The organism is Flavobacterium sp. YO64, assembly GCF_004119505.1.
Taxonomy (GTDB): Bacteria; Bacteroidota; Bacteroidia; order Flavobacteriales; family Flavobacteriaceae; genus Flavobacterium; species Flavobacterium oncorhynchi.
This window is the reverse complement of sequence record NZ_NRQV01000033.1, coordinates 26,267-39,811: the sequence shown is the minus strand read 5'-3', so window position 1 is coordinate 39,811 and position 13,545 is coordinate 26,267. Positions and strand designations below refer to the sequence as shown.

Annotated in this window: 11 protein-coding genes and 1 tRNA gene; 3 read left to right on the top strand and 9 right to left on the bottom strand. The window is 32.1% G+C overall.

Annotated features, from left to right (window positions below):
• Positions 1–114 precede the first annotated feature (114 nt).
• Positions 115–822 carry a DUF6090 family protein gene (locus BOW57_RS17820; RefSeq protein ID WP_129056216.1) on the bottom strand — a complete coding sequence of 236 codons (708 nt, stop codon included), beginning with the start codon at positions 820–822 and terminating at the stop codon, positions 115–117.
• Between the two features lie 459 nt (positions 823–1,281).
• The gene (locus BOW57_RS17815) at positions 1,282–2,625 is read right to left on the bottom strand and encodes a serine hydrolase (RefSeq protein ID WP_129056214.1); all 1,344 of its coding nucleotides are present in this window, start codon (positions 2,623–2,625) and stop codon (positions 1,282–1,284) included.
• A 308-nt stretch (positions 2,626–2,933) separates the two neighbouring features.
• On the opposite strand from BOW57_RS17815, the gene BOW57_RS17810 reads away from it, so the two are divergent.
• Both BOW57_RS17810 and BOW57_RS17805 read left to right on the top strand, forming a co-directional pair.
• Positions 2,934–4,088 (top strand): AraC family transcriptional regulator, encoded by a 1,155-nt coding sequence (locus tag BOW57_RS17810; RefSeq protein ID WP_129056212.1) that lies wholly within the window; start codon positions 2,934–2,936, stop codon positions 4,086–4,088.
• 88 nt (positions 4,089–4,176) lie between these two features.
• Positions 4,177–4,731 (top strand): porin family protein, encoded by a 555-nt coding sequence (locus BOW57_RS17805; RefSeq protein ID WP_129056210.1) that lies wholly within the window; start codon positions 4,177–4,179, stop codon positions 4,729–4,731.
• A 311-nt stretch (positions 4,732–5,042) separates the two neighbouring features.
• Here the strand turns inward: BOW57_RS17805 and BOW57_RS17800 are convergent, their stop codons facing one another.
• Genes BOW57_RS17800 through pnuC form a run of 7 tightly spaced genes read right to left on the bottom strand, consistent with a single transcriptional unit; the run spans position 5,043 to position 12,848 of the window.
• Positions 5,043–6,401 (bottom strand): AMP-binding protein, encoded by a 1,359-nt coding sequence (locus BOW57_RS17800; RefSeq protein ID WP_129056208.1) that lies wholly within the window; start codon positions 6,399–6,401, stop codon positions 5,043–5,045.
• Positions 6,388–6,975, bottom strand: a complete 588-nt coding sequence (locus BOW57_RS17795; protein ID WP_129056206.1) for a hypothetical protein — start codon at positions 6,973–6,975, stop codon at positions 6,388–6,390. The genes BOW57_RS17800 and BOW57_RS17795 overlap by 14 nt, the downstream gene beginning before the upstream one ends.
• Positions 6,962–8,722, bottom strand: a complete 1,761-nt coding sequence (locus BOW57_RS17790; RefSeq protein WP_129056204.1) for a hypothetical protein — start codon at positions 8,720–8,722, stop codon at positions 6,962–6,964. The genes BOW57_RS17795 and BOW57_RS17790 overlap by 14 nt, the downstream gene beginning before the upstream one ends.
• The gene (locus tag BOW57_RS17785) at positions 8,715–9,686 is read right to left on the bottom strand and encodes a hypothetical protein (protein WP_129056202.1); all 972 of its coding nucleotides are present in this window, start codon (positions 9,684–9,686) and stop codon (positions 8,715–8,717) included. Before BOW57_RS17785 ends, BOW57_RS17790 begins: the two co-directional genes overlap by 8 nt.
• Positions 9,674–11,266, bottom strand: coding sequence for an AAA family ATPase (locus BOW57_RS17780; RefSeq protein WP_206734760.1), 1,593 nt, complete (start codon positions 11,264–11,266; stop codon positions 9,674–9,676). Before BOW57_RS17780 ends, BOW57_RS17785 begins: the two co-directional genes overlap by 13 nt.
• Positions 11,267–11,290: 24 nt before the next feature.
• A complete protein-coding gene (locus tag BOW57_RS17775; protein ID WP_129056200.1) occupies positions 11,291–12,286 on the bottom strand; it encodes an AAA family ATPase in 996 nt (331 codons plus the stop codon).
• Positions 12,273–12,848 (bottom strand): nicotinamide riboside transporter PnuC, encoded by a 576-nt coding sequence (gene pnuC / locus BOW57_RS17770; RefSeq protein ID WP_129056198.1) that lies wholly within the window; start codon positions 12,846–12,848, stop codon positions 12,273–12,275. Before pnuC ends, BOW57_RS17775 begins: the two co-directional genes overlap by 14 nt.
• Positions 12,849–13,454: 606 nt before the next feature.
• On the opposite strand from pnuC, the gene BOW57_RS17765 reads away from it, so the two are divergent.
• Positions 13,455–13,526: transfer RNA gene (locus BOW57_RS17765), tRNA-Glu, on the top strand.
• Positions 13,527–13,545: the final 19 nt, after the last annotated feature.

Sequence of the window (13,545 nt, the reverse complement as noted above, 5' to 3'; positions counted from 1 at the left end):
TAGAGTCTTTTTTGTTTTATATATTGTCTGACTCAGATTAAGGATACTAAATCAGAGACATCTGCGCAGCTTTTCATAAAGAACTTTTCTATGAGCGGCAGTTGTTTGTGTATTTTATTTATTCAGCTCTTTTTCAATTTCTTTAATAAGTTCAATTGTTAGTGGTCTTGTGTTTTGATCATAAACCCTTATATTATTCTTACCTAATTTGACAAGAAATTCAACTGTCTTTTTAAATTTTGGGTCTGCATACATCTCTTGTTCTGATTTATCTGCATTTTCTATCATTTTATCAAAACACTTAAACAGAAAATCATTATAATATTTATCGACTTCGTTGATTGCCGGTACATATATTTGATAATAATTTAAGATTTTCTGTTTTAATTTTTCGTCTTCAATATACCCAATTTTACCACTAGACTTAAAACCTTCAAAATTACCAATATTCATTTTTGGTCCATGTGAATAAATTGGGAACTCAACTTTATTTTTAGACTTATAAATACTGTCAAGTTGATGAGGCGTTAATGCTAAAATTTTTTCATAATCTATGTTTGATTTTTTGTATGCTTCCTTTTCAATGTCGATGCTTTTTACATCATTTTGCAAATCATTCTTTAAATTTTCAAGAAATACCTTTACTTCTTCTTGTTGATGTTTGTGTTCGCTCCAACTGTGCAGCGATATTGAAAGTGTTACAGCAAAAACAATTATAAATATTTCTATAAGAATTTCTTTCACTTTATCTCCCAATGTGTGCTCTTTATTTTTTGCAGCTTTGTAAATTCTTTGAGTGTGTTTTTGTACTTCTTCTTGCATAATTTTTGGTTAAAATATTCTCTGATTAATTTGTTTCTGTGTTTGTTTTATAAAATAGTACAACTTATTATACATTTGGAAAATCATGCTTAGTCATCCAAATTTGGGCAAATATGCGTGATAAATATCTCACAATATTAATTCTCAAATATATAATTTTTCAATTATAAATCATCATATGGACTTTTATTTTACTGCTGTTTTTGATGCATAAAAAGAATCTGGACACGGAAATAAAAAAAGGTTTTCTCTCTATTCTACAAACAAATCATCGCGATGTTTTAAAATTAAGATGCTCATTCTGCTATACTATAACGATCCTCAATAATTTGAGTAGCTAATCAACTGTTTCTACTACTAAAAAAAGCTTCAGATTTCTCTAAAGCTTTTATATTTTAGCATGCTTACACTTTGAAATAACTTTGTATCCGCCAACGGGACACTCGCATCAGCAAAAGATTATTGTTCATTGGTAATTGCGCCATTTCTCTTTAAAATTTCTTTCACTCCTCCTTTTGTTAGAAATATTGAATTGTAAGCACCTGATTTATCAAGTATAAATTCTATCGTCCTATCATTATTATCCGCTCTAAAAAATTTCGTTTTTGACTCAGACAAAAGCTCCATATCTGAACTGTTATAAAATAGTTTTTCTCCAATTTTAATTATTTCGATTTCTCCATACTTGCCTGCGAATTTATCATACTGAGTACTATCTGCTTTCGTTTGATGATGTTTATAAGGAAGTTCAACCTCCATCTGTAATGCAATTGCCGAAAGACCGTAAGCTATGATCTGTGATGATGATTCGTTGTTTGAAAGTACTGTTACAAAAATTTTATCCTCTGTAAATCGATTAAAAGAAGTCATTGTACCAAAAAAACCTCCATCATGTCCAATTAACTGATGTCCATGATTATAAAATGGATTAATCATAAATCCATATCCAAAACCTTCATCACTATAGGAAGTAAACATAAGCTTTTTCATTTCAGCAGTTAATATCGTTGTTCCATAAAGTATATTATCCCATAATGCCAAATCTTCAATAGTAGAATAAATGCCGTCGTGCCCAACATTAAATCTCCAATTGATATAAGGATTCTGAACAAATCCCGTTTCGGATCTATAATAAACTCTTGCTTTTTTTGAAATTATGGAATCATTATTACTTACTCCTGTATTTTTCATTCCTGCTTTGTCAAATATATTTTTCTTCAAAAAAACAGCGTATTTTTCACCAGATGTTTTTTCAATAATCTTACCCAATAAATAATAGCCAATATTGCTATAAGCACTTTGCGTTCCCGGCGAAAACTCATAAGGTATTTTTTTTATTTCTTCGTACGCAACGTCACTAGAAACAGTAGTTAATGCCAATTCTTTAAAACCTAACGCCAGTCCTGAAGAATGACATAATAACATATGAATAGTAACACTATCTGCTTTTGGATAATCTGGAAAAAATTTACTTAACTTATCGGTAAGTGACAATTTTCCTTCTTGGACTAATAAAAGAATAGCAGCTGCCGTAAATTGCTTTGTAACAGATGCTAATTGAAATTTAGTATCAATTGTGTTTTTAATATTCCATTCATAATCTGCCAAACCATATGCTTTTTTTAGTAAAACCGAACCATTTTTTGTGACTATGACTGTGCCGCTAAAATTATTTACGTCAACCTGTGCCTGCATATATTTTGCCAGATTAACCTCTTCCTTTTTTTGTCCAAAAATTAGTATTGAGAAAAGAATGAATATCAAACTTGGCAGCAATTTATTAATTAGATATTTTTTTTTCATATTATTTTTTTTCACTTTGAGATTATTTTATTCTGTTTCCTTTCTAGTAATTCTATTTTATTGACACAAATATAATTGATATATCAATTATATTTGTGTGTTTTATTTAATTATTTTAAAAAAAGTTTCTTTTAGATCAGATTTCTAATTTATATTTTAGTTAATCATTTCTTAATCCCTTCAGAAAATCATTTGCATTAACCTAAATTCGTTCTGCAATTTAGTCTGAAATAAGCTATGTTTTAAAAAACAACTAAATACTATTATTCCCCAAAACAAATCTTAAAAATAACTTTTACTTTAGAAAATTGATTTATACCACAATTTTAAATATTGCGATTTTTCAAGGAGTAATCTTGGGCATCATTATTCTAAAATCTTCCTTATTCAATAGTAATTCAAATAGATATCTAGCCTACTTGCTATTTACACTTTCCATCGTTTTACTAAACTATGTTTTTGAACTTGAAAATGTGTTTAAATCCTATCCTTTAATACGTTTTACAGACGCTGTCGATTGGATATTTCTATTACCAGTTTTCACTTTTCAGTTTATTATAAACCGCATTGACGATACCGTAAAAAACAAACAAAAAACGTATTTGTATTACATTCCATTTGTCTTTAACAGCATTCTTAATGTTGCAGTTTGTCTTGACATTATAGCAGGAGTTTATAAAATTCCTGAGGCATACATACCTGTAATCAATATACTCAGGATTATTCAGCTTTTAATGGCCGTTATCATTGTCCTGTTTCTGCCTCTCTATTCTTATTTTATGATAAGGCATTTAAAAGACCCTCAGGAGAAAAAATGGGTCATTACCATATTAACCTTCATGCATTTGCTGCTGGTTACCTGGCTGACTACCTATTTTGCTGGTTATTTTTTTCAATTAGATATTTCTGCTGCCATGAGCTGGCTGGCTATATGTGCTACATTTATAATTCATTGGACAGCTTATGCAGGTATTTACAAATACAAACTTGCCAAGAACAAAGATGCTATCTATCATTTTCTAAACAATGGTTTAGCTGTTTCGTCTGCCGGCTTACAAATTATAGAAAGCAGCCTGACAGAAGAAAACAATACCTCGGAAGAATACCGAGAATCTATCACGGCAGATAATCTTTATTTTCAAAAACTAGAACTTCTTTGCAAAGAGCAGCACATTTATACTGACAGCACATTAAACAGAGAAAAAGTTGCTGAACAACTAGGCATAAGTGCAGGATATGTTTCACTAATTATAAATACGATTACTGGAGATAACTTTGCCAATTATATAAATAACTATCGAGTTGAAGCGGTCAAGAAAATGATTTCAAATTCTGACTATGAAAACTACAATTTACTGGCAATGGGATTAGAATCTGGGTTTACTTCAAAAACCACTTTTTATAAGGCGTTTAAAAAAGTAACCGGCCAAACACCCAATGAATACAAAAACACAATTAAATAAGTACCGATTTGTACAGATTTAAGCTTTTGAAACCTTTTCTACTTTTTAAAAAATCAATTTTGTATTCAAATAATTCAAATCACTTTTTATGAAAAAACTATTATTACTAGCTGTTCTTACAGTTTTAGGTTTTGCAAATGTTAATGCCCAAGAAATTAAATTTGGAGCCAAAGGAGGTTTAAACTTCGCAACTGTCAGCGGAGATAACACCAAAGGCATTGATTATGTAACAGCATTTAACTTAGGTGTTTTATCAGAAATTCCTATTTCAGATAAATTTTCTTTTCAGCCTGAATTAATGTATTCTGGTCAAGGATACAGTTTCAATGATAATACAATTGCTTTAAGTTACCTGAACCTACCTTTAATGGGAAAATATTACCTAACTAAAGGATTTAGTGTTGAAGCCGGACCGCAAATAGGCTTTTTGCTTGATGCTAAAAATGAAAAAATAAACGTAAAAGATTCGTTTAATACTTTTGATTTTGGCGTTAATTTTGGTTTAGGCTATAAACTTGAAAACGGACTTAATTTTGGCGTAAGATATAATCTAGGATTAACTGACATTAATAATGTAGATAATTCTTCTAGCAAAAATAAAAACGGACTGTTTCAAGTATCTGTTGGTTATTTCTTTTTCTAAAACTTATGATTTGGTCTGAAAAGGAATCCAAACTCTTGTAATAACATTATCAAAATCTTAAAAAAACTGGTCAGACATTTTAACGCTGCCTGAAACTAAGTAAAACACCACTTGAAAAAGCTGGTGTTTTTTTCTATTTCAGATTCAGCAAAATCATATCCGTCGTAACAAATACAAGTTCCAGTCGTGTTACGTTTCTAAAATTCATAAAACAATTCAAAATCTAAACTCAAGTACATTACTCACAAACATTTCATAGTTAAATCAATATTTTAAAAGGACAGCTTCTAGATTGACACTTTATTTTATAATTACAAATCTGTCTGCAGGTCTGAAGAATACAGAGTCTTTTCTACAGCATTATTTTGAGATATTTTTTGAATATCTACCAGAATATCAACATCATTTTTAAAAATTGTGTTCAATACTTTAGCAACTTCCTCTGAAGTATGTTCATTAGAATATCCTATAAACTGAATCAGCTTATCTTTTTGTTGATGCATTTTAAACCCTGCCAAAGACAACTGAGACAAACGATTAGAAACATCTATATTATTGATTTTCACGTTTGATTTTGTTAAAAAAACTATTGGATTTCGAGCTTCTAAATCTATTAAAAACGGAACTCCATCTTCTATCTTTAAACTGCAAAAATCGCCTGTTCTATATCGTATTAAGGGCAAGAAAGGGTTAGTGCCTCCGGTAACTACTAATTCTCCTCTTTCGCCATAAGGAAGCTTCACATCTTGATATTCATCAAAAATTTCTAAATACAAATCCGGCCGAATAACCTTATGTCCAATTTCTGAAGCATAAGCTATGTTTCTACATTCTGTTAACGAATAAAGATCGATAACAGGGCATTTAAAATAATTTTCTAATTTGCTTTTGGTACCTTTTGTTAACTTCATAGCAGAGGATATTAAAGCCTTTGGATTCAGTTTAGGCTTTAAATCTAATAATGCTGCAAAAGCGATTGGATCACCAGTAAGAATTTGCGGATTATACTTCTCAAGGTATTTTTTACAATCATCAGGATGGTTCCAATCTGACGGATTTAGATTTATTTTTAAAATACCTGCTCCTTCTAAATAGGTTGATAAAGAAGCGTATGTCAATGTTTTTTGCTGCGCACAAATCAAAGCAATTGCTGCTGTATTTTTGCTTTCTTTTATATGAATATCGAAATCTTTTAGAACAGATTCTATTTGCGGAAGCCAAATGGCTTGTGAAACGGCATCAAAAAGCACATCTAACTTTGGTCCTGTAGATCCTGAAGTATGATACACTAACAACTCCTCTAAATTTGCATCATTAGAAACAAATAAATAAGGATATTTTCTAATGTCTTCTCTGGAAATGGTTGGAAAAGAATCTAAATCAGTGCCTTTTTTGTCATAAAAAGGTACTGTTTTAAGGCACCACTTTAAATAGTCATTTACCCAAATTGGCGTTTGTCCTTCGTTCCAAAATACTGTTTTATCATAGTACTTTTTTTTATAGGAATGGACTTTTGAAAGTTGTACTGCGTTTAATCGATCGCCGCTTTTAAAATTAAATTTTGGAGCAAAAGCATCTTGTCTAAGTTCATTTAAGAAACTTAAATCATCAAGCAGCGGAAAACGCTCCTCATCTGTTAATGCAATTTGTGGATTACTACTCGCGTCCATAGGTATTTGCTGCTTCTCTGGCTTTTTTCTCTGCCATTTCTCTTTTAATAGCCATTATTCTTTCGTGCGCTTCGTAGGATTGTTTTAAAACTTTATGCCTGTCTGCACTGCTTAATGAAGATAATTTATCTGCAGCTTCATCATAACTTTCGCCGTTAGGTATGATCTCACAACAATTTAGCAACAAACGCACCATTTCTTCCGCACGTTCATCATCATTAATCCATTCATTAAATTTTACATATACAGCAGCTTCACGCAAATCTTCAAACCAAAATTTATAGAGTTTATCTGCAATAAATGGCTTATCTATAAAATCTTGATGACTAAGAAGCCATACCGAAATATGAATTGCCAGCCAATGATTATCTTTAATAAGATTTAAATCAGTATTGGTTGGTATGTTAAATTCAGTTCGTAAAAAATCATTACTTACAATTCTGTATGTATCACAAATTAAAGCTGTTGAATTCAATCCATCTTTAAGAAGAAGATCCGAAGACTTTAAAAAGCTGTCTGGACATTTTCTTAAATAGGTAACTAGTTCAAAAACATCATATTTAGACATAGGCATAATTTTGTTGTGAAAACTCTGATGCAAATTTTAAAAGTTCAGCTTCGTTTGTGACATAATATACTTTCCAACCCATTTTTTCTAATCGTATTACTAAATCTTTTTGGTAATCTGGTAGAGAATGCAAAACCATAGTTCCGTGCCCGCCAGCATTTTTTAATGCAATTTCGGCCAATTCCCAATGTGTTTGTTTCTTTTGTGTATCAGAATTTAACATGCTGAATATATCATTGTCCGTAACGATTACAATATGTGATTTTTTATTTGGTTTTTCTCCAAACGGTTTTCGCAATCGCTCAATTCCGTAGGCATAACCAGTTCCTAAATAAGAGGTTAAGGTAGTTAGCAAATCTGTTTCATCAGAAATAAAACCATCTGTTTCCAAATAACTTCCTGGTTCACCAGATAAACACCCCATAACGGATGCTCCAGCACGTAAAGCAGATAATCCAATAATTGTTGCTGCGAGAACCGGCCATGAAAAATTTTCTTTTGGATTCATCATCGAACCAGAGCAGTCTATCCCCATATATACGTCTAAAGGTCCTTCTGAAATATTATTATCAGAGTCTGCACCGTAAGTTCTCTTTTGAGTGGTTAATCCGGGAATAATTGCAGGTGATAAAATAGCCGATTGCAGCCAGTCTACTTCTTCTATAGCATCTCCAATATCCCAAGTTTCCAACCCTTCTGGTAAATCCATAGAAACATTTTCTGAAGTCTCTACAGGAAAATCGATTAAATGAGATAAAGCAATTTCCTTATAATAGGCATTAACCAAACTCTGCTCATCAGCATTTGGGTTGACTTGCTGCATTAAGTCGATATAATTTCCCGGCCCCATATATCCATTTCTTGGTCCAAATCCGCCTTTTTTATTTTCGTCTAAACCTAAAATATCGCTGTTTTTCTTGCCGCCGTCTTCTTTTAAACTAATCGCTTCTTTTCGCATATCGACTATTTCATCATAGCCTTCTAAATCAAGTTCTGTCATGCCCGAGATATCCATAGCTCCTTTGCCTGCATCTTCTGCATCTAATAGTATCAAAATCTTTTTACGTGCATCTTTAAACGTTTTGTCATCCATTAAATAGGGATATAACATTACCGCAAATCTTCCGCCGCCATGAATCCAGCCTTTTGAATAACTTCTAACCAAAGAAGCTAATAATGAAGCATCAGCATCTATTTTTTTACTGTGAAATGATAAATTCACTGCTAATTCACCGCGTTTCAAACGCCATAAATATTCATAAGTACGCATCATTAATGTCCATAATTCAGAAAAATTATCTTCTGAATTAATCGCTTTATAAACCTCTGAAATTTTTAATTTATTGACACGCTGTAATTTATCATTGATTAAAAAATCAGTATATAAATTTGATACCATAGGCGCTCGATCCTCAATACCAGGTAAAGCAAAACGAATTCGATTCAGCAAAACAGCGTTGTCGTATAAATTTGCAGGTGCAAAAATGTGATGACCTATTTCGTGTGCCAATACCTCAACAGCGTAATCGGCAATACCGCGTTCTGTAATTTCTTCTAAGTTTATAACAATGCGATGATCTGTTAACCGAATCATTGCAAAGCTGCTCGAAAGTCCTTCTTTTTGAGCTTCCTGATGCGACAAACACCAAATAGGTTCTTGCAAGCGCAGCAAAGGATTCCACTCCAGTTTTGCCTGCTGCCAGCACGATTTCCAGGCGGCTAATGTTTCTTTTATTTCAGATTGATTATGCATTTCCAAGACTGAATAAGTATAAAAAATAGGAATTTTGCAACGTTAAAACCAATGTATTTTCTGTTGTCGCAAAAGATGAAATCTTTCTTGTGTCAATTTTTTCGTTGCCTTTTCCGAGCCATTTCTCCAAATTATCTAATTGATTAGAATTTGATAAAATTAGAGATGCATCAACAGAATTTGCAGGAACCAAAACTTTTCCAAATTGGTCTGCAAAAAGCGCATAACTGCTTTTCGAATCGGTTACAAATATGTTTCCATCAATTTTTGCTAGTCTCGGCGGATTTTCAAAAAATCCATCTGTGTCTTTAAAACCGCCTTGTACGCCTTCAAATTTTGGTTTTTCATCCGCCCAAGGATTTTTAAAAAGTTGAATAGAACTTTTGTCTGAACTTATGGCATTGCTAACTATTTCTTGCAGATTCTCAGAAAGTTCTTTGAAATCTGTATTTAAACGAATCCTCAAATGCGCCAAACCGCATCTCCACGCATAAATACGTCCTGCAATTTTAAAATCCTCAATAGTTTTAACCTCAGAGCTGCTAATCTTGATTAGATTACACCAATCTATTATTTTTTCTGGTGCATATATATGTAGATTAAAAAGAACGTCATTTAACAATGAAATTACTTTTACAGGAAATTTCACGACCAAGTTTGGCATTTGCGCCATTAACAGCCAAGCTTCTTTGTATTCATCTTTATAGCGAATTGCAGATCCGTTTCCAATTAACTTCAATGATTCTTGATAAAGCGCTTTTACGATTTCATGAATTTTTTCTGGAGCTGAATTTAAAGCAGTCGTTTCTTTTACAATTGGTTCAACAACTTCTACCATCCAACTCGTAATTGCATGAGCAGGCAAATTACCATATTTCATTTCGCTCTCATTGTACCATCGATTGTACAACGTACTTTTTTCGCTTAATTCTGCAATAAGTGGTTGAAAGCTTATTTTTTCCATTGCAGCCATCTTTTGTAATTGGTGTATCGTTGATGCAGATATTTTAGTTTTAAAATATCGTCAGCTCGGTAACCGTACAGCTTTTTCTCTTCAGACCACTTTTGCAACTGCTTTTCAATACTTAAGAGTCGATTATCAATTTCTTTTGAAGATATATTTTCAAGACCTTTTTTAAATTCCTCTTCAAATCGATCAACTGGATCATTTCTATCCAAATCCTGACTCACATATTCATCGCAAGACAAATCGAATAAGTTTCGCAGCCACACAATTCGATCTACTCTGTATACTTCATTGCCTATTTGATCGAAAAATGGAGATTCTAAATGCGGCGTCAAACTGTCGTGTAAAACAAATGGCAGAACTTGTCTAATATCTTCTAATTCTACTTTTCGATTTCCTCTAAAATAAGCCAATGCTTTAGAAAACATTAGTAATGTCATGATTTTTCTAACAGATAAACCATTCTTTGCCTGCGAACCTAAATCTTTAATTGGATCTTTTCCTGTTTCTTTTCTAAAAAGAACACGCATATCCATACCAGATAATTTTGCCGTATCTTTCGTCATATATTCCAGTCGGTTAGATGCAGGTTCAAAAAACTCAAACTGGCGGCAGAAAAACTCGATACGTTTACGTAATTCTGGATCTATTTGAATTCCTCTAATTTGCTTATTTACAGTCGTTAATTCTTCTTCTGTAAAAATAATTTCTTCCGGAATTATTGCTTCTGGCTTAAAATTGAGCTCAATGCGCTGCAATAAATCTTCAATAAACCTTGTATTAAAGTGCATAGCTCTAATAACAATATCAATTCTATCCTTTAAGGCTTCAATAACCTGATAAGTTCCTCCACCTGCATCATCGTTAGCAGTCAGATACCATGCGCCATCAGGACATTCATAAATCTGATCAAAAATTTCAGCGTAGTTATCGGCCAGCACGGTTAATAAAGCGGATTGCGTTCTGGTTGGAATTCGATTATATTCATCAATAATTTTTACTCTCATGCCTAACCATTTTCGCCAAGCAATTCGAATATCTGAAGTTTTTTCGGCCTTTACCATATCCGAAGGCAATGGATGTCCTAATAAATCTGAAATTGTCATTTGAGGCTGACCATGCTGAATGGCTCGCATTACATCTTTATTATCATATCCAGCCAGCAAACCCATCAAAACAGAAGTAGCTGTTTTTCCGCGGCCTGGCCCGCCAACAATAAGACATTTACCTCTTACAGCTAAATTTAACAGAGGCATTAATACAAAACTAGAATAGCTTTGATCTGTAGGCAGATAAACGGGTACTTTACTGTCTCCAAATAAAAACTTTTTAGGATCGCTGTCATTAAATTCGATATCATAATACGGACTAATAATGGCCGTATTAGCGATCCAAAAATACGCTTGGCGTAATTTCTCATCTAAAGTAATCGCATCACCAGATTCTTTTTGAAAATCATCAGCTGAATAAAGATCTTCTACTTGAAATTTATTATTGCTTTTGGCATCTTGTGGATTCGTGGGTGATTCTGGAACTTTCTTAAAAAATCCCATCGTTTTATTTAATAAATCAGACATAGCTATATTTTGATTCTAAGTTATTTAAAATTTACAATTCTCTGAGGCAGATAATACTTTTGATACTTGCTCAATTCGTTCATCAATAGTACCACTGAGCATATAATATTTAAGATTTCTATTGTTTAAATCTTCTATTATTTTTTGCTGAAATTCCTTTCTTTTCACATCACCAGATCGATCCCAAGTGTCATCATAAGGAATATCAGTATCACAGACAAAAATAATATCGTGCCTATTCTCTGCTGCTTTTGCTAAATTTTCTAAGGTTGCAAGAGCCGTTCCATGATAATCCAGCGAAAACAAATAGGTCGTAATCGCATTAGTATCTGAGAACAAAATTCGATTTGATTGCAGTACAAGAGCATCTTCTCTCTCAATATGCGTTTCAGCAATTTTTAAAAGATCTTCTAAAGTTAGTCTTTTATTTATTTGATGCTTCTCCCAATATTCTCTTCCGTATTCAGGCATCCATTGCGTATCAAAATGAAGAGCCAATTTTTCTGCTAAAGTAGTTTTACCAGTTGATGGAGCTCCAAGCAATACCACTTTTGTTATCAAATCTTTATAAACTATGGGATGAATAAATTTCTTATTTTCAAATGAATCTTTTCTAATTTTTGTGGCGGAGATTGGAATAATATTCCGACTAACATCAACTTGTCGATTTACAGCATTCAGCGCAATACTCATATGTACGCCATAAGGCTCACTCGAGTAAAAATGCGAGATAGTACGATTACCTAAAACACTTAAAACATAATCTTCCTGAATTTTCATAATCTCTGGCGTATAACCAGTATCATTTGGCGAATTCGCTCCTTCGATGACTACAATTTTCGGGTATATTTCACGTATCCAAGCTGCTCTGGTCGCTAAAGCAATATTTATTACTGGATCATCATAAATTAACACTATTAATTCATCAACTTCATTAACAGCAGTTTCTATTAATAATTGATGCCCTTTATGAAAAGGCGCAAACTTACCTAGTGTTAATCCAACTTTATGCTCGTTCATATTCAAATTCTTCATTATATACTTTTCTCCATTCTAGATAACCAATTATTGTCATAATTAAAAAAAGCACATACAAACCTGTTGTAAAATACAAACCTTTGTACCAATATACTCCTATAGCAACTACATCTACAACTATCCAAAACATCCAAGAATGCAATACTTTTTTAATCATTAAATATTGAGCAACAAGGCTTGCAATGGTTATAAAAGCATCTTCATAAGGAAAAGATGCATCAGTTTTTGTCTGCATAAAATAACCTAAACAAAAGGATAATAAAATGGTTGAACCAATCCAGAACGTTTCGTTTTTTATCAATGTTATACGCAATGTACTGTGATTTGAACCGCCATATTTCCAATTATACCAGCCAAATACCTGCAGAAAAACATAAACAACATGCAAAATCATATCTGAATATAATTTGGTTGCGTAGAAAATAAAACAATATAATATTACTTGAAGTAAACCAAAATACCAACACCAGATATTTTGTTTAATAGTAAAATAAACGGCCATAAAGCCGAAAAAAGCGCCAAATATTTCTAAAGTTGTATCCATAATTGGGTATAAATATATAATAATGAATCAAAATTTTAATTGATAACGAATAACATTTAAACAATTTACATCTCTTTATTTAAGTACTTTTTGAACGACTAATACTTTTTGAACAGATTAGAATCATTAACCATCTTATTGTCTGTAAAATGGAGATCTAAAAAAATACCAAAAGCGATTGTGAACATAATTAACATAAGTAATTTTAAGAAATTAGAAAAACACATCCTTCTGTTTTTGATGTGTTCTTTCGAATTATGGACGAAGAAAAAACTATACAATTGTCTAAAAAAAGGAGATATTGGCATTTATTTTCGGCTAAACTTTTCAAAAAAAATCATAAAAAATCCGCAAGAATATTCTTTAAAACAAAACATTTCTAAATTTTATTGAAAATTTTTATTCAAATAAAAATCTTCTTTTCCTTATTTTTTAGGGCAAAATAACCTTCTATTAACCAAATAAATACACTTCAACTAACTTGCTTCGCTTGTGAATTTTTAGCTCAAAACGTGTTATTTCAAGTCTAATTTTAAAAAGTTTTTTTTGGAATCTTTTTGTGTATTTCAAAAATAGTTGCATTTTTGCACCCGCAATAGCAAAACAGGTCCGTTCGTCTATCGGTTAGGACGCCAGGTTTTCATCCTGGTAAGGGGGGTTCGATTCCCCCACGGACTACAAAAAAAGCTTCAGAGAA

Excerpts from the sequence above, each read along its gene's own strand:
- BOW57_RS17820 (WP_129056216.1), bottom strand. The coding sequence starts at position 822 with ATGCAAGAAGAAGTACAAAAACACACTCAAAGAATTTACAAAGCTGCA.
- BOW57_RS17815 (WP_129056214.1), bottom strand. The coding sequence starts at position 2,625 with ATGAAAAAAAAATATCTAATTAATAAATTGCTGCCAAGTTTGATATTC.
- BOW57_RS17805 (WP_129056210.1), top strand. The coding sequence starts at position 4,177 with ATGAAAAAACTATTATTACTAGCTGTTCTTACAGTTTTAGGTTTTGCA.
- BOW57_RS17800 (WP_129056208.1), bottom strand. The coding sequence starts at position 6,401 with ATGGACGCGAGTAGTAATCCACAAATTGCATTAACAGATGAGGAGCGT.
- BOW57_RS17795 (WP_129056206.1), bottom strand. The coding sequence starts at position 6,975 with ATGCCTATGTCTAAATATGATGTTTTTGAACTAGTTACCTATTTAAGA.
- BOW57_RS17790 (WP_129056204.1), bottom strand. The coding sequence starts at position 8,722 with ATGCATAATCAATCTGAAATAAAAGAAACATTAGCCGCCTGGAAATCG.
- BOW57_RS17785 (WP_129056202.1), bottom strand. The coding sequence starts at position 9,686 with ATGGAAAAAATAAGCTTTCAACCACTTATTGCAGAATTAAGCGAAAAA.
- BOW57_RS17780 (WP_206734760.1), bottom strand. The coding sequence starts at position 11,266 with ATGTCTGATTTATTAAATAAAACGATGGGATTTTTTAAGAAAGTTCCA.
- BOW57_RS17775 (WP_129056200.1), bottom strand. The coding sequence starts at position 12,286 with ATGAACGAGCATAAAGTTGGATTAACACTAGGTAAGTTTGCGCCTTTT.
- pnuC (WP_129056198.1), bottom strand. The coding sequence starts at position 12,848 with ATGGATACAACTTTAGAAATATTTGGCGCTTTTTTCGGCTTTATGGCC.